Genomic DNA, 21,132 nt, shown 5'->3' with positions numbered 1-21,132 from the left:
TTGTCTCATGATGGCCTGGCTGTCGACAATAGGCCCATTATTTATTCAGGAGTTAAACGCCATGGCCTTGGCCCACACCCTCGGTTTTCCCCGCATCGGCGCTGATCGCGAATTGAAAAAAGCCCTCGAAGCCTATTGGAAGGGCGACCTTGATCAAGCGGCCCTGCAAACGGTCGGCCGCGATCTGCGCGCCAGACACTGGCAGTTGCAGAAAGAGGCCGGGATCGACCTGCTGCCGGTGGGCGACTTTGCCTGGTACGACCAGGTCCTGAGCCATTCGCTGACCTTCGGGGTGATCCCCCAACGCTTCGACAGCACCCGTGATAACCAGGGCCAACCGACCCTCGACAGCCTGTTCGCCATGGCCCGTGGTGCCACCGCGACCTGCTGCGGTGGTGAGCATGCCCAGGCGCAATATGCCCAGGAATTGACCAAGTGGTTCGACACCAACTACCACTATCTGGTCCCGGAGTTCAGCGTCGACCAGCAGTTCAAGCTGAGCTGGGAACAACTGTTCGATGAAGTCGACGAAGCTCGCGCCCTCGGTCACAACGTCAAGCCGGTGATCATCGGCCCGCTGACCTACCTGTGGCTGGGCAAGGCCAAAGGCAACGACTTCGACAAGCTCGACCTGCTGGAACGCCTGCTGCCGGTGTACAACGAAATTCTCGGCCGCCTGGCTGCCCAGGGCGTGGAGTGGGTGCAGATCGATGAGCCGATCCTGACCCTCGACCTGCCACAGGCATGGAAAAGCGCTTTCGAACGCGCCTATCACATCCTCCAGTACTCGCCGCTGAAAAAGCTGGTGGCGACCTACTTCAGCGGCCTGCAAGACAACCTCGGGCTGGCGGTCGGCCTGCCGGTCCAGGGCCTGCACATCGATGCGGTGCGTGCGCCCGACCAACTGCTGCACGTGCTCGATCGGCTGCCGACCTACAAGATTCTCTCGGTGGGCCTGGTCAACGGTCGCAACGTCTGGCGTTGTGAACTGGAGCCGGTCCTGGCGCAACTGCAAGTAGCCCAGGAGCGCTTTGGCGACAACCTGTGGGTCAGCAGTTCATGTTCGTTGCTGCACAGCCCGGTGGACCTGGAACGCGAGGACCAGCTCGATCCTGAACTGAAAAGCTGGCTGGCTTTTGCCGTGCAGAAGTGTGGCGAGATTGCCGTGCTGCGTGACGCCCTGAACGATCCGCAGTCGCCCAAGGTGCAAGCCGCACTGGCGCAAAGTCGCGCGATCCAGGCCAGTCGCGTCCAGTCGCCACGGATTCACAAGGCCCAGGTGCAGGCGCGTGTCGACGCCATCCGCGACAGTGACAGCCAGCGCCAGTCGGGGTTTGCCCAGCGCATCGAGCAGCAACGCGCACGCTTGCAGCTGCCGGTCTTCCCGACCACCACCATCGGCTCGTTCCCCCAGACCGGGGCGATCCGCCTGGCCCGCCAGGCGTTCAAGCAGGGCAAGTTGTCGGCCAACGACTACACCGATGCCATGCACAGTGAAATTCGCCATGCCGTGCAGATCCAGGAACGCCTGGGGCTCGATGTGCTGGTGCACGGTGAGGCTGAGCGCAACGACATGGTCGAGTATTTCGCCGAGCAGTTGGACGGCTATCTGTTCAGCCGTTTTGGCTGGGTGCAGAGCTACGGTTCGCGCTGTGTGAAACCGGCGATCATCTACGGCGACCTCAGTCGTCCGAAAGCCATGACCGTGGACTGGATCACCTACGCCCAGAGCCTGACCGACAAGGTCATGAAAGGCATGCTCACCGGTCCCGTGACCATGCTGATGTGGTCCTTCCCCCGGGAAGATGTGTCACGCAAAGTCCAGGCACAGCAGTTGGCGCTGGCCCTGCGCGATGAAGTGCTGGACCTCGAACGGGCCGGGATCAAGATTATCCAGATCGATGAAGCGGCGTTCCGCGAAGGCCTGCCCTTGCGCCAGGCGCAGTGGCAGGAGTACCTGGATTGGGCAGTGCAGGCGTTTCGCTTGAGTGCGTCTGGAGTGCGCGATGAAACCCAGATCCACACCCACATGTGCTACAGCGAGTTCAATGATGTGATCAAGTCGATTGCGGCGATGGACGCTGACGTGATCACCATCGAAACTTCGCGTTCGGACATGCAGTTGCTGGAAGCCTTCAAGGCCTTCGACTACCCGAACGATATCGGCCCGGGCGTGTACGACATCCACTCGCCGCGAGTGCCCGACACCCAGGAGATGGTCAAGTTGCTGAGCAAGGCGGTGCAGCGCATCCCGGCTGAGCGCCTGTGGGTCAACCCGGACTGCGGCCTCAAGACCCGGGCCTGGCCGGAGACTGAAGCCGCGTTGGTCAACATGGTGGCGGCGGCGCGGCAGCTGCGCAGTCAACTGGCCTGACACCGGATAGCAGAGCACATGTTGGCGCTCAACTGGGTGGCGTGTTGTTCGCAGGTTCGCCATGCAGTGGCGACGATGGGCTCTGCGCCCTTAATTCGAGACACTTCGAGCATGAAGTGGAGGACTCCAATGGGTGAGAGGTCAGGCCATTAGCGGTCAGGGGTAGACGGTACATAGTCATCGCGTCGAAATGACCGTCCGGCGCCCTTCATCAAACTGTCACGCAACTGTGGCAGCGCGCTTGAACAAACTTCATCAGACTCGCGCTCTACTGGGGTTCTGCGTTTCGGTATTTTTCATGCGTACAAGATTTTTATCGACGGCGGCCTTTCTGGCCACGTTGCTGTTTAGCCTTGCGTCTTTTGCGGTGTCTCGCTGTGACGTCAATGTGCCGACCGAACGGGTCGATCTGGCCCAGGTGAGCCTGGCGTACCAGAGCATCGGTCGCGCGTCCGACCCAGCGTTGCTGCTGGTGATGGGCCTGGGCGGGCAACTGATCCACTGGCCGGACGAGGTGGTGCAGGCACTCTGTGAGCAGGGTTTCCGGGTGATTCGCTACGACAATCGGGATGTCGGCCTGTCGACCTGGCGCCAGCCACCCGCCGACGCCAACCTGGCTTTCGAAGCGTTGCGCTACAAGCTGGGCTTGCCGGTATCGGCACCGTACACCCTCACCGACATGGCGCAGGACGGCCTTGGCCTGATGGATGCCCTGCAGGTGGAGCAATTCCATGTCCTGGGCGCGAGCATGGGCGGGATGATTGCCCAGCATATGGCGGCGATGGCGCCGCAGCGGGTGGAAAGCCTGACGCTGATCATGAGCAGTTCCGGGGCCGAAGGGTTGCCGGCACCGAACGCGGCGCTGGTGCAATTGCTCTCGCGGCGCAGTGCTCCGAACCGTGAAGTCGCCCTGGAGCAGCAGGCTGATCTGCTGGCCGCGCTCGGCAGTCCGAACATCACCGATGATCGCCAAGCGTTGTTGCAACAGGCGGCGCAATCCTATGACCGGGCATTCAACCCCGAAGGCGTGAAGCGCCAGATTATGGCCATCCTCGCCGAGCAGAGCCGGGTCGCGCTGCTCAATCAGTTGCGGGTTCCTACCCTGGTAGTGCATGGCACGGCCGACCCGTTGCTGCCGGTCATGCATGGCATTCACCTGGCGGCCCATATCCAGGGCAGCCGACTGAAGCTGATCCCGGGGCTGGCGCATCGTTTCCAGGAGGCTTTCAAGGCGCCGTTGCTCGCTGCAGTGTTGCCTTATCTGCAGCAACACCGGGAAGACATCTCGCACTGGGCGCAGATTGAGCCTGTGGCAGAACACAACCTTCTTTAATACCGTTCTCCCCGCGAGGCGGGGCACGCTTCAACGCACGATCTTGTGCACATGAATCCCCAGTTTCTTCAGTCGGTACCAAAAGCTGCGCTCGGAGATACCGATCAACTGTGCCGCTGCGGCCTGGACACCGTTGCTCTGAGCAAGGGCTGCGAGAATGCAGGTTTTTTCGACTTCCGCCAGTGTGGCTTCCAGGTCCGACGGTACACCCATTGCATCACTGGGAATGGCACTGCAGGGGGCCGCTGATGAAGCAAACAGGTACGCCGGCAGATCATTGTCGTCAATGACCGCTCCTGACGCGACGATGGTCGCGCGCTCCACGCAGTTCTGCAGTTCGCGAATGTTGCCAGGCCACGCGTAATTGGCCATGGCCTGCAATGCCACCGGACTGAAACCGCTAATGCGTTTGCCGGCTGTAGCGCCCAGGACTTGGGCGAAGTGCCGGGCCAGTGGAGCGATATCTTCTACCCGTTCGCGCAGGGCCGGGAGGGGAATCGGGAACACGTTGAGACGGTAGTAGAGGTCTTCGCGAAACTCTTTTTTGGCCACCGCCTCCAACAGGTTTTTGTTGGTTGCCGCAATCACGCGCACATCTGTCTTGCGCTCGCGGGTATCGCCCACCGGCTCAAACACACGCTCCTGCAGCGCCCGCAGGATCTTCGCTTGCAAGGTCAACGGCATGTCGCCAATTTCATCGAGGAACAGCGTGCCCTTGTCCGCTTGCATGAAGCGCCCGACGCGATCAGCTACGGCTCCGGTAAAGGCGCCTTTGCGATGGCCGAACATTTCACTTTCCAGCAATCCTTCGGGGATGGCTGCACAGTTCACCGTGACGAAGGGCTTGTCGGCTCGATTGCCATGTTTGTGGATGGCCCGGGCGACCATTTCCTTGCCGGTGCCGCTTTCGCCGGTCAGCAGAATTGTCGCATTGCTTTCACGCACCGAATCGATCGCCTGCAACACCCGCCGGAAATTCGGGCTGTCGCCGATCAGGCTGCCGATTTGCCGGTGTTCATCCAGTTCGGCGCGCATGCGCTGGTTGTCTTTGAGGATGTCGCGAAATTGCAGGGCCTTGCTGATGGTGATGTCCAGTTCATCAATGTCGAACGGCTTGGCGATATAGTCGAACGCTCCGTTGCGCATCGACTGCACGGCGTTTTTCACAGTGCTGTAGGCCGTCATGACGATCACTGGCAAGTGCGGGAAACGGCTTTTTATTGTCGCCAGTAACTGCGCACCGTCCATGCCGGGCATGCGCCAGTCGCTGATAACCAGGTCAATGTCTTCTTCCCCCAGGACTTTCAGGGCATGCAAGCCATTGCCTGCAGTGAACACCGTGATCGCGTTTTGACTCAACGCCGACGCCAGCAGGTCGCAGAGCTTCGGCTCGTCGTCGACCACCAGCACGTTATGTGTCATCGCAACGCTCGTCGAGCTTTTCACCTTTGACCGGAATGTAGAGGCTGAATGTCGCGCCGGCATTTTTTCCACTGGTGCACTCGATACGTCCTTCATGACTTTCCATGATCGAGTACACCTTCGCCAGGCCCAGGCCAGTGCCCGAGGCCTTGGTGGTGACGAACGGTGTGAAAATGCGTTCGAGCATGTCCGGTTCGATGCCCGCGCCGGTGTCGCTGATGCTGATCACCGTGTAGGGCGAATCGCTGCTGATCGCAAGGGTCAGGTGTCCACCATTGGGCATGGCATCGATGGCGTTGACGATCAGGTTTAGTCCGGCCTGCTTGAATTGCCGCGGGTCGGCGTGAACGGTGGCCCCGGGGGCTTGATCGTCAATGTGCACGTCGATGTGGTGACTGGCCAACTCCGGCGCGCAAAAGCCCAGCAACTCATCTACCAGCGACCGCGCTGCTTGTGTCGAACGCATTGGCGCGCTGGGCTTGGCGAATTCGAGAAAGTCGCTGATCAGGTCGTTGATCCGACTGACTTCGTTGATGACGTATTTCAGGTGGCGCTTGTCGGACTCCGGGAGATCGGCGCGCCGATGCAGCAGTTGCGTCGCGGTTTTGATGATACCCAGCGGGTTGCGGATTTCATGGGCCAGGCCCATCGCAACCTCGCCCAACGCATGTAAACGGTCGCGGCGGCGCAGTTGCGCTTCCAGATGCTGCAACTGGCCGAGGCGCTCGCTCATGTGGTTGAAGGTGCTGCTCAATTCCGCCAGTTCGTCACCGCCGGTGACTGGCAAGCGCTGACGATAATCCCCGGTACTCACGGCTTGTACGCCCTTGGACAACCATCGCAGTGGGGTGGTCAGTCGTTGCGAAACCAACCAGCCGACCGCCAATGAGGCCGCCGAGCTGAGCAGGAAAATCAGGATAAAAAGGTTACTTTGGCTCACCTGTCCGACTAGGCTGCTACGGCGCAGCAACCCGCTGAAGACCACGCCTTGCAGCTCGCCGTTTTCGTTGAGAATTGGCTGGTAGATACCGCTGTAGTGGCTGGTAAATTGCTCGATGGGCTGTTTGCTCAGGCGCATGGACTGTTCGATTTTTGCCGGCATCTTCATGGGGTGATCCTCGAAGTGCTGCGTCGAGAAGATTTCCGAGAAGTCATCTGCCTTGGCCAGGTACAGCCGCAGATCCAGGGAATGCACGTCGGCCACGCTGGTGAGAAAGCTCTTGTCCAGGTAAGTGGCGGTCACCAGTGTGTACTCGACACCGTCCTGTTCGGTCTCGAAGGTCGAAACTACGGCACCGGTTGTTACGCCAGCAACTTGCAGGGTTTGCAGTATCGCTTTGGGGGCGGTGCTGATCTGGCGGACGATGTCGTTGGCGACGGTGCTGAACACCACTTTGTGATCGCTGTCGCGTACCACTGCCACTACGTCGATGCCCATTGAGTCGGCGATGTCAGTGGTCAGGTTGTCGTGTTGGCTCGACAACCGGTCCGTGGGGGGGCGCGTATAGCGCAGGAACAACTGTGCAGCCCTGGCGTTGTTCCGCAGAATTGCGCTGATTTCGTCCTCGACGATCGCGGTCGATTCCTGCAGCCAGATCCGCACGTTGCTGTCGAAAATCTGCGACAGGGTGATGGCCGCGAGTTTGGCGGCGACCATCGTCGGAATCACGCTGACCAGCCAGAAAGCCAGCACCAGTTTGCGTTGCAGGCTCCAGCTGGAAAGGGCGAAAGCTCGGGCGTTGGGGCGTGGGACTTTGGTCATCGGGTTTCGCTTATCGCAGCAGCCATGGCAGGGTCGGATCGGTCTGGACGGATGAACATTTTCACTCCGCGCAACAAGCCGTTGAGCCAGCGGTTGCGGTGGCGGAAAAACACCGTGTTACCGGTAAACGAGCAACCCAGGCGCAGCTTACCGGCATATCCGGCCTGGCCGCATGCATAGATCGTAAGACCATGTTCAATGCAGTAGTCGACGTTGGCCAGCCAACTACGCATGTACAGATTGTGTTCGCGGGTGCGGCTAAGGTCGTGGGCGAAAAACTTGTCCACCAGTCGCTGGTCGTCCAGCAATACCAGGTTGAACGCGACCAGTTCTTCGTTGAGCCAATAGAGTACGCAGGCGGCTCGTTCATCGAGTTGTTCCAGCACCTGGCGGAAGTAGGTCGGTGGCAAGCGTTCGAACGTCAGGTCACTGCGGTTCAGTGTGGCTTCGTAGAGCTGCATCATGACGGGCAGAAAATCCTCCACTTCCCTTCGCCACTCGATACTTGGCCCCTGGGCGCGCAAGGTGCGGCGCAGGTCCTTGCGGGTGGATTTGCCGAGGGTGCCCAGGTAAGCGTCGAGGCTGGCGAAAGTGATGGGCAGTTCGGCCCCGGGCAAGCCGGGCATGCTTTGCAGGCCCGCGTCGTGGCAGGCCTGCAACCACTGCGGGTCACGGTGAGACGCGTCCTTCACTGCCAATAGACCAATGCCTGCCTTGTCCGCATCGTTACGGGCCAGGATCAACAACTGTCCAAGCAAGGCGGGGCGCCGGGAGGCGGCGATATGCCCAGCCGTGCCGGCATGGCAGCGCTCGGTCACCGGTGAGCCCAGGGCGTAGAGCGGGATGTCGAGCAGTCCCGGACACCAGAGGCGCACCCGCTCGCTGATGCGCTTGCCTAGGCCTTGAACCGTGGTGTCCAGTGAATAATCCGTGGTGAATGCCACGGCTGCCGCGATCAATACCTGTTGCTCGTACAGCGCCAGATAGCGCCATTGAAAGTCGGCAATACCTGCCCGTTCAACAGCCCGGTAGTAATCCCAATCTTCCAGCTCGGCAGGGAAACAATCGTTCCAGGCATCGCGATCGATGGCCTCGATGGTCGAAAAGGCAAGGGCAGTGATCACGGGGTTTCCTTGTTTTAAGCCAATTGCCGGGACGCTTGGCGCATGGCAGGCGGGGTGTTGGACTGCTGCTTGAAACGTTGTTGGATAAAATCCACGCTCAACTCCACCACCAGCCGGTATTGCAGGTCGACAGTAATCATGTGGTAGCAGTCGTCGAGCAGGATTTTCACGACCGGGCCGCCGAGTTTGCGTTCCACATAGTCGGCATTCCAGCGGCTGGTGATATCGTCTTCGCGCGAATGCACCACCAGTGCCTGGGTGGTGATTTGCGGCATGCGTTTTTTCACAACAGCGACTAACCGGTGCAATTCACGAACACTGACCCCGGACAGGGTCAACAGCCCGGCATTAGCGCTTTCACCTGCCTTCATCTGCCGCTCGACGATTGCCCGCAGGCGTTCGTCCTTGATCCCGAAGGGTGATTTTTCGGTGAAGCGGCAAAGGTGTACACCGAATGGAATCGCCATCAGCAACGGTATGAGTACAGCCGCTTTTGGCATGTTCCAGCCGTCGTAACGCAGGGTCGTCGAATACAGCAGCAAGCCCTCGATCTGTCCCGGATGTTCGGCTGCCAGGTACATCGACAGCACTGCGCCCATGGACAATCCGCCAACGAAAACGCGCTCGTGTTTGCGCCGCACACCGAGGTAGGTATTGCGTGCGCTCTGGTACCAGTCGTGCCATCCCGTGGCTCGCAGGTCTGCGTTATTGCCACAGTGCCCGGCCAGGGTTGGCACGTAGACCGTATACCCCGCCGCGGCCAGGCCCATGGCCACGCGACGCAGTTCCGTCGGGGTGCCGGTCAGGCCGTGAATCAGCAACACCGCCACAGTCCCGCTGCCGAGAATGAACCCGCTGTTGCCTTCGCCGATGTCGACCGCTTCGGGTGAAAGCAGGGCGTTCATCGTTGCATCGCCCGATGCAGCAGACGATCGAGCAGGGCGATGGCAAGGTCGATTTCCGGGTAGCTGATCTCCAGCGACGGCGCCAGGGTTATAACGTTTTTGTAGTACCCCCCCACATCAAGGATCAGGCCCAGCCGTGTGCCGTCGATTTCGATGTCGCCCTTCATGCCCTCTTCGACCATGAAGTCGAGGGTTTCTTTGTCTGGAGTAAAACCGTCCGGCCCGCAGATTTCGCAACGCAGGGCCAACCCCAGACCGTCGACATCACCGATGATCGGGTAGCGTTTCTGCAAGTCTTTCAATCCTTCGAGGAAATACTTGCCCTTGTCCAAGACCATCGCGCCGTAATCGAACTCGTGGGTCATCTTGAACATTTCCAGGCCGACTGCCGTGCCCAGTGGGTTGGAAGCAAACGTCGAGTGGGTCGACCCAGGCGGGAAAATCTTCGGGTTGATCAGCTCTTCCCTGGCCCAGAGCCCGCCGAGGGGATTGAGGCCGTTGGTCAAGGCTTTGCCGAAGACGATCACATCTGGTTTGACGTCGAAGTGCTCGATCGACCACAGCTTGCCGGTGCGGTAGAAGCCCATCTGGATTTCGTCGACCACTAGCAAAATGCCGTGTTGGTCCAGTACATGCTTAAGTTCGCTATAGAAGTTCACCGGCGGGATGACATAGCCGCCGGTACCCTGGATCGGTTCGACATAGAACGCAGCGTATTCGCACTGGCTGACTTTCGGGTCCCAGACGCCGTTGTATTCAGTCTCGAACAACCTGGCGAATTGCTTCACGCAGTGACTGCCGTACTCTTCCTTGGTCATGCCTTTCGGGCCGCGAAAGTGGTACGGAAACGGGACGAAGTTGGCGCGTTCGCCGAAATGGCCATAGCGGCGTCGATAGCGATAACTGGAGGTGATCGACGAAGCACCGAGTGTGCGCCCGTGATAACCACCCTCGAAGGCGAACATCAGGCTTTTGCCCTGAGAGGCGTTGCGTACGATTTTCAACGAGTCCTCGATGGACTGTGAGCCACCTACATTGAAGTGCACGCGCCCGTCGAGTCCGAACTTGTTCTTTGCGTCGACCGCGATCATCTCCGAGAGCTCAATCTTGCCCTTGTGCAAATACTGGCTGGCGATTTGCGGCAAGGCATCGATCTGCTGTTTCAGCGCATTGTTCAGGCGCGGGTTGGCGTAGCCGAAGTTGACCGCCGAGTACCACATCTGCAGGTCGAGGTAGGCTTGGTCGCTAGTGTCCCAGACATAGGAACCTTTGCAGCGGCTGAAAATTCGGGGGGGCTCGATGTAGTGAACGGTGTCGCCGTAGGAGCAGTACCGAGCTTCTTTTTCCAGAAGTATCTGGTCTTCGGTGGTGGCGATTCGAATATCAGGCATGGTGGAAGGGCTCCTGGGTGTCGAGATTGAAATACGTGGCGTTGGTGGTGCTGACGCTTGGCAGCAGGGCCAGCAGGGCTGGAAGTTCGGCGAAGCTGTCGAAGCGGGCGTAAGCAATGCTGTTACGTTTGCAGTGCTCGGCCAGGCGATCCTTGGCGAACACGAAATCCGCGGTGGCGGCTACGCACATGTCGGACTGGCCGTCACCGATCACCAGCACCCGACGGGCAGTGGCTGTAGACCTGCACTTGCAGTTGCCAGCAGCGGCGCGACAGGCATCGCTGGCATGCGGGAAGTCGATGCGCCATTGGCTGCAGTCGATCTGGCGCAAGCGGTTGGCGAGAATCGGCAAGAGACTCGCGTAGTGGCGTGCCAGGATCCTTGCAATGGCTTGTTCGATGCCGTCGCTGACCACTTCGAAGGACGCGCCGAGGCCGATGACGTGGTCGACAAAGTCGGGGAAATCCGGATCGATTTCGATAGTGTCGAAGAGGTCGAGCAGTTCGTTTGGTGTGGCCTTTACCAGCGAAAGCTGGCGGCTGAGGCACTCACGAGAGCCGATGTCGCCCGCCACCCATGCGTTTTCGATCGCCTTCCAGCCCGGGTCGGCGAAACGCTGGAGGATGCTGTCGATCACGTCGGTGCGGGTGATGGTCCCGTCGAAATCACACACGATATGCCAGTCAATCATCTGTTGTACCTATTGGGCTGGGTGCGCGTTGTGCGCTTGCCAAGGGGTAGAGCAGGGACTGTGCCAGTCGTGCCTGGTCTCGTGGGGCCGGGGGGGTGGCGAGTTTTGGTGTAGGCGCAGCTACAATTTTTGTAGGCTCCTACAATCAACATGAGTGCTTGCGTGGTCGAGGCAATCCGGGGATTGATGCGCGCCAATCCCGTTTCAGGAATCACCTCATGTCGAGGATTACTGTTGCATTGATCGCTGCGCTGACCTGCCTTTCGGCCCGCGTCATGGCCGATGGCATCACCGGCGAAGTTGGTTCCGGCCTCAGCTACCAGCCTCGCGACCCGAGCGGCACTGGTTATGAAACCCGGCCGGTGCCGTACCTTGATTTGGGTTGGGGCGATGTCAGCCTGGGCACCGATGACGGGATGACCTGGGACGCGCTGAGCGTCAGCGGTTTCAGCGCCGGTCCGTTCGTCAACTACCTGCCAGGTCGCACCTCCAACGGTGAATTGCAGGGCTTGCGTGATGTGCCTGGCAGGGGAGTGTTGGGCGGGTTTGTACAGTACGCCCCGGCTGATTTCTGGCGGGTATTCGCGTTCGTCGGTCAGGCGGTGGGCGGGCGCGGCGGGGGTGTGTTGGCAAGAGTGGGTGGCGAGGCGGGTTATCCACTGGGCGGCGGGGTGATCGGCAGCAATAACCTGACTGCGCATTTCGCCGATGCCCGGCAGAACCAGACGTTTTTTGGCGTGGATGGTGATGAGGCCCGATCTTCGGGGATCGCCCCGTACACCGCCGGTGGCGGTTTGCAGAAGGTCACGTTGACCCAGAGCTTCGAGTTTCCCCTGGCGCTGAACTGGTCGCTGTTGAGCAGCGCTAGCTGGATTCGCCTGATGGGGCACGCGGCAGACAGCAGCATCGTCAAAGCCGTTGGCGATAGGAGCCAGGGCGAAGTGCAGGTGGCGCTTGCCTATACATTCGACTGACTTTGGATCGCTGGAAAACCAGCCCCATAGGGGGATGCGTATCCACCTTGCTTTGGTGCTTGATCTTATTGCCCCCTGGAGGCGCCGAACGAAAGAGGGAGGAGCCCAACCTTTAGGCTTCTTCACCTCCAGCCAACAACACAATTCCTCCCATGATCACCGCCACCCCCACCCAATGCAGCAGGCTGATGTGTTCTCCCAACCAAAGCCAGGACCCCAACAATACGCCAACGAACACCAGTGAACTCAGGGGAAAGGCCAGGGATAAATGACTGCGCCGCAGAATCAGCATCCACACGAAGAACGCACCGAAGTAGCAGGCAATTGCCAGCCAGACTCCGACGTTTCCCGCCACTGCCAGCAGCCATTGCAGGTTGAAGTCCATTTGCCCCAGTTGATCGCCACCGACCTTGGTCGCGATCTGGCCCGCGCTTTCCAATACGATCAAGAGTACCCATAGGACAACGGTGCCGAGGCGTTCGTGCAGCCAGTCGGCTTTGCGGCTGATCATCGCTCGATTCTTATGCATTGACGGCACACACGAGCATGACGCCCGCCGTAATCACCAGAGTGCCGAGCCAGCGCCGGCGGCTGACGTGTTCGCCAAGGATCACCTTGCCCGCCAATACCACGCCGCAATAGGCCAGCGCCGCCGCCGGAAACAACAGGCTCAGCGGCGCCCTGGACAGGGCTTCGAGCCAGATGAAGAACTCGATCACGTAGGTGACGACCCCGCACCACAGCAGCGGTGTGTTGAACACCTGGCCCCAGAACGCATTCAGGCGAAACCCGCCTTCGAGCTCCGGCAAACGGTCCAGGCCGAGCTTGAAACAGAGCTGGCCGATGACGTCCAGCACAATCGAAATCGCTACCAGTACGATCACCGTGAAGGTCATGGGAACAGCTCCTCGAATAACTCGATCAGGGTTTGGTTGGTCGCGGCATTGTGCAGCAGGTCGGCTTCGCTCCAGCGCTCGGCTGGGGGCTGGTCGGACCTGGCTTCCCAGCGTTTCAGGACATTACTGAAGCCCGGGCTGGCGTAGTCGCCACAGATGTCGATGCCGAGGATGTGTTTGTCGGCTGCCAGCATGCGTATCGCCTGCACCAGATGGCTCAACCGCATGGCGCCTTGATCCCAGTTGGTCGCGGCGTCCGCACTGGCCAGCACATCCTTGTCGATAGTGATCCACACTGCTTGCGTAGGCAGGCTGGCGATCAGTTGCTGGAGAAATGCTGGCCAGTCCAGATCCGCCAGGTTGTGCCAGTGCAGCAGGTTTTCCTGCTGTCGATGCCCGGCCCCATCGCCGACCCGCCCCCAAATCCTCGACGGCGCGTGCTGCCAGGGGAACAGTTGCAATACGCCGCGGCTCAGCGCACTCAGGTTGCCGCCCTTGAGCTGGGGGTTTTGCAGGTCCTCGCTACACGGGCCTAGGGTGACGATGCGCTGGATGTTCGGCAGTTTCAGTGCCTGGTTGACCCATGAGCCGCAATGCCGACGCGGCGCGAACCGGACCCAGTCAGGGTGGTTGTCGAAGTGGATCAGGCTGGTTGGTTCCGGCAAGTCGGTAAGAAAGGCCGGGGTCAAATGGTGGTAGTCGCCGGAGCCGACGAAGAAGATTTCCGGCTGCGGGCCGCTGTGCCGGGGGCGTTGTCGCAGGCGTTCGCAAAAGCGCAGCCAGGTGCGTTCACTGGACCAGAGCCGCAGTTTCGGGCCGAGGTCGAGCAGGTCCAGGCGTTTGGCGCGACCGCTTTCGAGCAATTTTGCGATCGGTGCCTGGGCAGTCAGGCTGTGGTCGAGATCTAAAATGTTCAAGGTCAGTGTTCATCCTTGCACCCCTCCCGGACACCGACTTCATCGATTATGAAGGCCGGCCGATGGGCTTCGGGGGATAAATGCAAGGGATGGGCCAGCAATCGTGGGCGCTCCTGCACGGCTGTGACAGGGGATTGCGATCAGCTGTGCAGGCGAACCCAGACGCTGACCAGCGCCGTCGCCGCCATCAACCAAGCCACGGCCGCCACGGCCAGCGATGCCTCGAGGCGCATGCGATCGACCATCACATACAGGGTCGCCAGGTACACGAAGTACGGAATGATCGACCACATACCAAATACGATGGTGGTCTTCAGGTCGTCCAGCGAACGGCCCTTGCCGACGATGTAGTGGGCAATCAGGGCGAAGGTCGGAAACAGCGGTACCAGGCCGGCGATGTAGTAGTTTTTGGTCTTGGCCAGGGCGGCGATTATCACCACCACCGCCGCGCCAAGGGCCGCTTTCAACAATAGATCCACGACTGTTCTCGCTGGGTTAGTGGCTGAGGCCGTACTTCTTGACCTTGTCGAACAGCGTGGTCTTGGCCATGCCCAATTCCAGGCTGGCCTGGGTCAGGTTGCCGCCGCTGCGTTGCAAGGCATCGCTCAGCAGGTTGCGCTCGAAGGCTTCCACCGCCTCGGAAAACCCCAGGCCCTGGGCTGCGCCAGTGGCGCCGGACTTCTTGAACGCCGGCAAGCCGAGGGCAAAGCGTTCGGCGACGTTGCGCAGTTCGCGCACGTTGCCCGGCCAGTCGTGGCTCATCAGGTGCGACAGGGTCTGGTTGTCCAGGTCCGGGACAGCGCGGTCGAAGCGCAGCGATGATTGCTGCAGGAAGTGCTCGAACAGTTGCAGGATGTCCTCGCGGCGTTCGCGCAGCGGCGGCAGTTCCAGGGTCACCACGTTGAGGCGGTAATACAGGTCGCTGCGGAACTGGCCGGCGCGGCCCAGTTCGTCGAGGTCGGACTTGGTGGCGGCAATCACCCGGCAATCGACCGCCACGCTCTGGTTCGAACCCAGGCGCTCCAGGGTGCGCTCCTGCAATACCCGCAGCAGTTTGATCTGCAGGGGCAACGGCATGCTTTCCACTTCGTCGAGGAACAAGGTTCCGCCGTTGGCATGTTCGATCTTGCCGATCCGCCGTTTGCCGGCGCCGGTAAAGGCGTTCGCCTCATGCCCGAAGATTTCGCTTTCAAACAGGTTTTCCGGCAGGCCACCGCAGTTCAGTGCGACGAAGGGCTGGGCCTGGCGGCGACTGAAGTCGTGCAGGCAACGGGCAACCAACTCCTTGCCGGTGCCGGTCTCGCCTTCGATCAGCACGTTGGCCGACGTGTCGGCGACGTTGGCGATCAGTTCGCGCAAGTGCTGCATGGCGGGCGAGCGCCCAATGATCCGGCCTTCCAGTGAGTCGCGTTCAGCCAGTTGCCGGCGCAAGGAGCTGACTTCGCGGGCCAGGCTGCGTTGCTCCAGGGCACGTCGGGCAACGTCCACCAGGCGCTCGGGGGAGAAGGGTTTCTCCATGAAGTCGTAGGCGCCTTTTTGCATGGCGTCGACAGCCATCGAAATGTCGCCGTGCCCGGTGATCAGCACCACCGGCAAGCTGCGATCGCGAGCCTTGAGCCGACCCAGCAGCTCCATGCCATCGATGCCCGGCAGGCGGATGTCGCTGATGACGATCCCGGCAAAGTTGTCGCCCACCTGCGCCAGGGCTTCTTCAGCACTGCCCACACCAGTGCAGGGAATGTCTTCCAGAGCCAGGGCCTGCTGGCAACCGAGCAGGACATGGGGATCGTCTTCGACGATCAGCACACTAAGATCGTTGTTCATATCGGCTCGACGGGCAGGGGGCTTACCAAGGGTAAGCTGAGGACAAATGCGGTACCACCGCTGGCCGGGTGTTCGACACCCAGGCTGCCGCCGGTCGCGGCGGCCAGGCTTGCCGACAGGGTCAGGCCGAGGCCCAGGCCCTGTTCGCCAGGCTTGGTGGTAAAGAAGGGTTCGAACAAATGCTTGCGCGCCTCGGCGTCAATGCCGTGGCCGTTGTCGCGTACGTGCAGCCGGTACTTGCCGTCCACTGCCTCACCCTCGAGCCACAATTGGGGCGCAGCTTGCGCCTGCATGGCATCCAGGGCATTGCCGATCAGGTTGACCAGGATCTGCTCCAGGCGGGTCTGGTCGATCGACACTTGTTCGTCAGTGAACGCGCGGTGCAACTGCAGGCCGCTGTGTTCCAGGCGCGCGCCCAGCAGTTGCAGGGCCGCATCGACCGCTTTGCCCAGGCTGGCCTGGCCCTTGTCGTCGCCGCGCCGGGCAAAGGAACGCAGGCTGGCCGTGATGCGGCCCATGCGATCGATCAGTTCATTGATGGTTTTCAGGTTGGCACTGGCGGTGTCCAGTTGGCCACGTTCGAGAAACCGTACGGTGTTGCCGGACAGGGTGCGCAACGCCGCCAGGGGCTGGTTCAGCTCATGGGCAATGCTGGTGGACATTTGGCCGATGGCCGCCAGTTTACCGGCCTGTACCAATTCATCCTGGGCATGGCGCAGGGTTTCCTCGGCCAGGCGCCGTTCGCGAATCTGGCCCTTGAGGCGTTCGTTGCTGGCTCGCAGGTCAGTGGTGCGTTCGGTAATCCGTCGCTCCAGTTGATTGTTGGCTTCCTGCAGGGCTTCCCGGGCCGCGAGGCGGGTGGCGATGACCTTGCGGCGCTCGTTCCAGGCGATCAGCAGGAACGCCACCAGGGCGAAGGCCACTGCCACCAGAATGCCCTGGTTGATCGCCTCGCGCCGCAGGTCCTGGAGCGGTGTCAGCAGGGTGAAATTCCACGGCGTGTCGCTCAGGGGGCGGGTCTGCGACAGGTAGCTGATGGCCTCGTCGTCGGAGACCACTTCGGCGTTGGCCGGGAAGGTCAGTTTCTCCACGCCTTCGGCCAGGCGTTCGCGGGCCAGCGGCTCCAGCTCATTGAGCGGGAACCAGTAGTATTGCAGGCTGCGGGCCAGGCGCTCCTTGGTGTCGTCGCTCAGTGGACGCACGGCCTTGAGCCGTCGCGCCGGGTCGCTGGAGAGAATGATGATGCCGTTCTCATCGCTGACGAAGGCTTCCAGGCGGGCGCGCTGCCAGCGTTCTTCCAGTGCTTCCAGGCGCACCTTGACCACCGCGACGCCGATGATCTTGCCTTGCTCCTCGAGGCCGTGGGCCAGGTAGTAGCCGGGTTCGCCGTTGGTGCTGCCGATCCCGTAGAAGCGCCCGGGCTGGCCGCGTACTGCGTTCTGGAAATAGGCACGGAAGGACAGGTCTTCGCCCAGGTAGCTGTCGACGTCGCGCCAGTTGCTGGTGGCCAGGACTCGGCCGGTGGTGTCCATCACGTAGATGGCCCGACTGCGGCTGCGCCGGTTCAGGCCTTCAAGGTAATTATTGACCGCTTGCCGGTGTTCCGGCGACGGCTCGGCCAGCAACTGCGAAACACTCGATTCGAGTTCCAGCAGGCTAGGCAGGTAGGTGTATTTGCTGATCTCGCTTTCCACCGCACGGGCGTGCAGTTCCAGCTGGCGTTGACCGTTTTCGCCGAGGCTGCGAATGCCGTAGTGCTCACTGATCCAGAAGCCGAGCAGGCCCAATGCGAGCATCAGCAGGATGATCAGCGGCGGCAGGAACAGGTGGCGGATCAGACGAGGTTTCACGGCGAGTGATGGCGGTGCGGCGCGATAAAGAGTGGGGTCGCATTTCATCACAGATGCCTTGGGTCAACCACAACACAAATCTACAAATCCGCGCAGTCCCTGTGTAGGAGCGAGCTTGCTCGCGATGGAGTGTCAGTCAACAGTGATGTAGCTGACCCACCATCGCGAGCAAGCTCGCTCCTACACGGGGGCGAGGAGCGGTGTGCTGCTTAGTGCTGCAGGATCTTGTTCAGGAAGTGCTGTGTACGTTCGGCGCGAGCGTTGATGTCGCCGAAGAACTCTTCCTTAGGGCAGTCTTCGATGATCTTGCCGGCGTCCATGAAGATCACCCGGTCCGCCACTTTGCGGGCGAAGCCCATTTCGTGGGTCACGCACATCATGGTCATGCCTTCGTGGGCCAGTTGCACCATGACGTCCAGCACTTCGTTAACCATTTCCGGGTCCAGCGCCGAGGTCGGTTCGTCGAACAGCATGACGATCGGGTCCATGGCCAGTGCGCGGGCGATCGCCACACGCTGCTGCTGACCACCGGAGAGCTGGCCCGGATGCTTGTGGGCGTGGGCCGAGAGGCCGACGCGCTCGAGCAGTTGCAGGCCTTTCTTGGTGGCTTCTTCCTTGCTGCGGCCCAACACCTTGATCTGCGCGATGGTCAGGTTTTCGGTGATGGTCAGGTGCGGGAACAGTTCGAAGTGCTGGAACACCATGCCAACGCGCGAGCGCAGTTTCGGCAGGTTGGTCTTGGGGTCGGCAATCGAAGTGCCGTCGACCACGATGTCGCCTTTCTGGAACGGTTCCAGGGCATTGACGCACTTGATCAGGGTCGACTTGCCGGAGCCGGACGGCCCGCACACCACGATCACCTCACCTTTCTTGACGTCGGTGCTGCAATCAGTCAGCACCTGGAAGTCCCCATACCACTTGTTGATATTCTTGATAGAGATCATACGGCGAACCTTTTTTGCAGACGCTTGACCAGCTGCGAGGCGGCAAAGCTGATGATGAAGTACACGAGACCGGCGAATACCAGGAACTCATTGGAACGGCCAATGATGTCGCCACTGGCCCGCGAAGCGTTGAGGAAGTCCACCAGGCCGACGGCGTAGACCAGCGAGGTGTCCTGGAACAGGATGATGCTCTGTTGCAGCAACAGCGGTGTCATCTTGCGGAATGCCTGGGGCAGGATGATCAAACGCATCATCTGGCCATAGGTCATGCCCAGGGCCTGGGCGGCGCCCATCTGGCCCTTGGGAATCGACTGCACACCGGCACGTACGATTTCGCAGAAGTACGCCGCTTCGAACATCATGAAGGCCACGATGCAGGAGGCAAACGCGCCGATCGGGGTGTCTTCGCCGGTGATCCAGCGCAGCACGAACGGCACCGCCAGGTAGAACCAGGTGATCACCAGCAGCAGCGGGATCGAACGGAAGTAGTTGACGTAGGCACCGGCAAGGTTCGACAGCAACTTGTTGTGGGACAAGCGCATCAACGCCAGGATGGTACCGAGGATGATCCCGCCGACGACGCCCAGCGCCATCAATTGCAGGGTCATCACCATGCCGTTCCACAGGCCCGGCAGGGACGGGATGATGCCCGAGAAGTCGAATTCCATCATTTACCCCCTACGGAAATCAGGCCCGGCACTGCAACTTTCTTCTCGACCACGCGCATCAGCAACATCAGGCTCATGTTCAGGGTGAAGTAGATCAGGGTCGCCAGGGTGAAGGCTTCGAACAGGTTGGCGGAGAACTCGGCGGTCTGCTTGGTCTGCGCGAGCAGCTCCATCAGGCCGATCAGCGAGGCCACGGACGAGTTCTTGAAGACGTTGAGGAATTCCGAGGTGAGCGGTGGAATGATGATGCGATAGGCCTGGGGCAGCAGCACGTTCCAGTAGATCTGCGGCAGCTTGAAGCCCATGGCGCGAGCAGCCGATTCCTGGCCGCGGGGCAGCGCCTGGATACCGGTGCGCACTTGTTCGCAGACCCGGGCGGCGGTGAACAGGCCCAGGCACACGACAACGCTCAGGTAGGCCGAGGTGGTCGGGTTGAGGTCCTGCTTGTACCAGTCCTGCAGGTCTTGTGGCAGCAGGTCGGGCACCAGGAAGTACCAGATGAACAGCTGAACCAGCAGCGGCACGTTACGGAACAGTTCTACGTAGCAGGTCGCGATGCCTGACACGATGCGGTTCGGTACGGTGCGCATTACGCCCAGTACCGAGCCCAGCAGCAATGCAATGATCCAGGCCACGATGGCGATAGCGATGGTCCAGCCCAGCCCGGAAATGAACCAGTCGAGATAGGTCTCGCTGCCCACGCCGGTGGACTTGAAGAACACGCCCCAATCCCAGTTGTAATTCATTAGGGTCTCCCCTCGGATTCAATCGATGTTCAAGCACCTGCCTGGGGGAACTCCGTTCCCACCCGACGTTGACGGTCGGGCACACGCGGTCGGCTCGACAACCACCGGTTCGAGTGTTTCCAAAAATGCCAGCAGGTAGTGACAACCTCCCGAAAGGGCATTGGCCCTCTCAGGAGGTAAGACTAGTCAGAAATCAGGATTTCTTGTCGTCAGCCGCTTTGTCGGTCGGATTGGCGATCAGCGCCTTGAGCTCGTCGCTCATCGGGAAGTTCAGGTTCAGGCCTTTAGGCGGGATTGGCGCCTGGAACCAGGTGTCGTAGATCTTGTTGATCTTGCCCGAAGCGTAGGTGGCCTTGATGGCATCATCGACCGCTTTCTTGAACGGCTCGTCGCCTTTGCGCACCATGCAGCCATAGATTTCATAGGACTGTGGCGTGCCAGTCACTTCCCAGTCGGAAGCTTTCTTGGCCTTGGCCGCTTCACCGGCCAGCAGGGCGTCGTCCATCATGAACGCAACGGCGCGGCCCGATTCCAGCATCTGGAAGGATTCGCCGTGGTCCTTGGCGGAGATCACGTTCATGCCCATCTGCTTGTCGGCGTTCATCGACTTGAGGATGCGCTCGGACGTGGTGCCAGCGGTGGTCACGACGTTCTTGCCTTTAAGATCGTCGAAATCCTTGTACTTGGAGTCCTTCTTGGACAGCAGGCGAGTACCGATTTCGAAGATGCCGACCGAGAAGTCAACTTGTTGCTGACGCTCGACGTTATTGGTGGTGGAACCGCACTCGAGGTCAACGGTGCCGTTCTGCACCAGCGGAATACGGGTTTGCGAGGTGACCAGGTTGTATTTGACTTGCAGGTTCGGCAGGTCCAGGTCTTTTTTCAGGGCTTCGACGACTTGCATCTGGATGTCGTGGGAGTAGCCGACTGGTTTGCCAGAAGCGTCTGCAATGTAGGAAAACGGAATGGAAGCGTCGCGATGGCCCAGGGTGATGGTGCCGGACTCTTTGATCTTCTTCAGGGTGCCGGTGAGCTCGGCGGCGAAAACTGGCGTGCTGATCAGAGCGGCAGCGATGGCTGCGCCCAGGATATGGGGAACGATACGCATCAAATTTTCCTCGACATTGTTTTTTTTATGGAGCCAGTTCTTCGGCTCTCTAGTACTGCTGAACGCCTGGGGAGCTCCTGAAGTGTTGGCATCTCAGGCGTTCGTCCAAGAGTGTAGAGCATGAGTCGTGCCAGGCCAGGGTTAAATGCCTAAATTGTTGATTTATAAGGATATTAAATATTTGTGGCGGAACTTGTCCCTAC

The 21,132-nt window shown here is 60.4% G+C and carries 19 protein-coding genes; 3 read left to right on the top strand and 16 right to left on the bottom strand.

Features of this window, described 5'->3' with window-relative positions; translation table 11 throughout:
• Positions 1-61 precede the first annotated feature (61 nt).
• Together metE and ACM6IP_RS23505 are read left to right on the top strand one after the other, a co-directional pair.
• Positions 62-2,374, top strand: coding sequence for a 5-methyltetrahydropteroyltriglutamate--homocysteine S-methyltransferase (gene metE / locus ACM6IP_RS23510; protein ID WP_414862369.1), 2,313 nt, complete (start codon positions 62-64; stop codon positions 2,372-2,374).
• Positions 2,375-2,672: 298 nt separating this feature from the next.
• Positions 2,673-3,707, top strand: a complete 1,035-nt coding sequence (locus ACM6IP_RS23505) for an alpha/beta fold hydrolase (protein ID WP_414862368.1) — start codon at positions 2,673-2,675, stop codon at positions 3,705-3,707.
• Between the two features lie 30 nt (positions 3,708-3,737).
• Here ACM6IP_RS23505 and ACM6IP_RS23500 read toward each other — a convergent pair whose 3' ends face one another.
• Genes ACM6IP_RS23500 through ACM6IP_RS23475 form a run of 6 tightly spaced genes read right to left on the bottom strand, consistent with a single transcriptional unit; the run spans position 3,738 to position 11,002 of the window.
• The gene (locus ACM6IP_RS23500; RefSeq protein ID WP_414862367.1) at positions 3,738-5,129 is read right to left on the bottom strand and encodes a sigma-54-dependent transcriptional regulator; all 1,392 of its coding nucleotides are present in this window, start codon (positions 5,127-5,129) and stop codon (positions 3,738-3,740) included.
• Positions 5,119-6,891, bottom strand: a complete 1,773-nt coding sequence (locus ACM6IP_RS23495) for an ATP-binding protein (RefSeq protein WP_401126274.1) — start codon at positions 6,889-6,891, stop codon at positions 5,119-5,121. The genes ACM6IP_RS23500 and ACM6IP_RS23495 overlap by 11 nt, the downstream gene beginning before the upstream one ends.
• On the bottom strand, positions 6,888-8,015 hold the full coding sequence (locus ACM6IP_RS23490; protein WP_414862366.1) for a GNAT family N-acetyltransferase: 1,128 nt from the start codon (positions 8,013-8,015) through the stop codon (positions 6,888-6,890). The genes ACM6IP_RS23495 and ACM6IP_RS23490 overlap by 4 nt, the downstream gene beginning before the upstream one ends.
• Positions 8,016-8,029: 14 nt before the next feature.
• Positions 8,030-8,920: an alpha/beta hydrolase gene (locus tag ACM6IP_RS23485; protein WP_095165962.1), complete on the bottom strand. Its 891-nt coding sequence runs from the start codon at positions 8,918-8,920 to the stop codon at positions 8,030-8,032.
• Positions 8,917-10,311, bottom strand: a complete 1,395-nt coding sequence (locus tag ACM6IP_RS23480) for an aspartate aminotransferase family protein (protein ID WP_414862365.1) — start codon at positions 10,309-10,311, stop codon at positions 8,917-8,919. Before ACM6IP_RS23480 ends, ACM6IP_RS23485 begins: the two co-directional genes overlap by 4 nt.
• Entirely contained in the window at positions 10,304-11,002 is a 699-nt protein-coding gene (locus tag ACM6IP_RS23475) for an MtnX-like HAD-IB family phosphatase (RefSeq protein WP_414862364.1), read from the bottom strand. Before ACM6IP_RS23475 ends, ACM6IP_RS23480 begins: the two co-directional genes overlap by 8 nt.
• A 218-nt stretch (positions 11,003-11,220) precedes the next feature.
• On the opposite strand from ACM6IP_RS23475, the gene ACM6IP_RS23470 reads away from it, so the two are divergent.
• Positions 11,221-11,976, top strand: a complete 756-nt coding sequence (locus tag ACM6IP_RS23470) for a MipA/OmpV family protein (protein ID WP_414862363.1) — start codon at positions 11,221-11,223, stop codon at positions 11,974-11,976.
• 112 nt (positions 11,977-12,088) lie between these two features.
• On the opposite strand, the gene ACM6IP_RS23465 is transcribed toward ACM6IP_RS23470, so the two are convergent.
• From ACM6IP_RS23465 to ACM6IP_RS23420, 10 genes are all read right to left on the bottom strand, one after another.
• Complete coding sequence (locus tag ACM6IP_RS23465) at positions 12,089-12,487, bottom strand: EamA family transporter (RefSeq protein WP_401126283.1); 399 nt, start codon at positions 12,485-12,487, stop codon at positions 12,089-12,091.
• 10 nt (positions 12,488-12,497) lie between these two features.
• Positions 12,498-12,872, bottom strand: a complete 375-nt coding sequence (locus ACM6IP_RS23460; protein ID WP_095165954.1) for an EamA family transporter — start codon at positions 12,870-12,872, stop codon at positions 12,498-12,500.
• A complete protein-coding gene (locus ACM6IP_RS23455) occupies positions 12,869-13,789 on the bottom strand; it encodes an arginase (protein ID WP_414862362.1) in 921 nt (306 codons plus the stop codon). Before ACM6IP_RS23455 ends, ACM6IP_RS23460 begins: the two co-directional genes overlap by 4 nt.
• A 140-nt stretch (positions 13,790-13,929) precedes the next feature.
• Positions 13,930-14,259 carry a GlpM family protein gene (locus ACM6IP_RS23450; protein ID WP_414862402.1) on the bottom strand — a complete coding sequence of 110 codons (330 nt, stop codon included), beginning with the start codon at positions 14,257-14,259 and terminating at the stop codon, positions 13,930-13,932.
• A 25-nt stretch (positions 14,260-14,284) separates the two neighbouring features.
• Positions 14,285-15,613, bottom strand: coding sequence for a sigma-54-dependent transcriptional regulator (locus tag ACM6IP_RS23445; RefSeq protein ID WP_159997741.1), 1,329 nt, complete (start codon positions 15,611-15,613; stop codon positions 14,285-14,287).
• Complete coding sequence (locus ACM6IP_RS23440; RefSeq protein ID WP_159997739.1) at positions 15,610-17,511, bottom strand: sensor histidine kinase; 1,902 nt, start codon at positions 17,509-17,511, stop codon at positions 15,610-15,612. The genes ACM6IP_RS23445 and ACM6IP_RS23440 overlap by 4 nt, the downstream gene beginning before the upstream one ends.
• Positions 17,512-17,672: 161 nt before the next feature.
• Positions 17,673-18,407 (bottom strand): amino acid ABC transporter ATP-binding protein, encoded by a 735-nt coding sequence (locus ACM6IP_RS23435; RefSeq protein WP_095165946.1) that lies wholly within the window; start codon positions 18,405-18,407, stop codon positions 17,673-17,675.
• A complete protein-coding gene (locus ACM6IP_RS23430; protein WP_159997737.1) occupies positions 18,404-19,075 on the bottom strand; it encodes an amino acid ABC transporter permease in 672 nt (223 codons plus the stop codon). Before ACM6IP_RS23430 ends, ACM6IP_RS23435 begins: the two co-directional genes overlap by 4 nt.
• The gene (locus ACM6IP_RS23425; RefSeq protein ID WP_095165942.1) at positions 19,075-19,821 is read right to left on the bottom strand and encodes an amino acid ABC transporter permease; all 747 of its coding nucleotides are present in this window, start codon (positions 19,819-19,821) and stop codon (positions 19,075-19,077) included. The genes ACM6IP_RS23430 and ACM6IP_RS23425 overlap by 1 nt, the downstream gene beginning before the upstream one ends.
• A 193-nt stretch (positions 19,822-20,014) precedes the next feature.
• Entirely contained in the window at positions 20,015-20,929 is a 915-nt protein-coding gene (locus tag ACM6IP_RS23420) for a glutamate/aspartate ABC transporter substrate-binding protein (RefSeq protein WP_095165940.1), read from the bottom strand.
• Between the last annotated feature and the right edge of the window lie 203 nt (positions 20,930-21,132).

This window comes from Pseudomonas sp. IT-P176 (assembly GCF_949767245.1).
Taxonomy (GTDB): Bacteria; Pseudomonadota; Gammaproteobacteria; order Pseudomonadales; family Pseudomonadaceae; genus Aquipseudomonas.
This window is presented reverse-complemented; position numbering and strand designations above follow the sequence as displayed.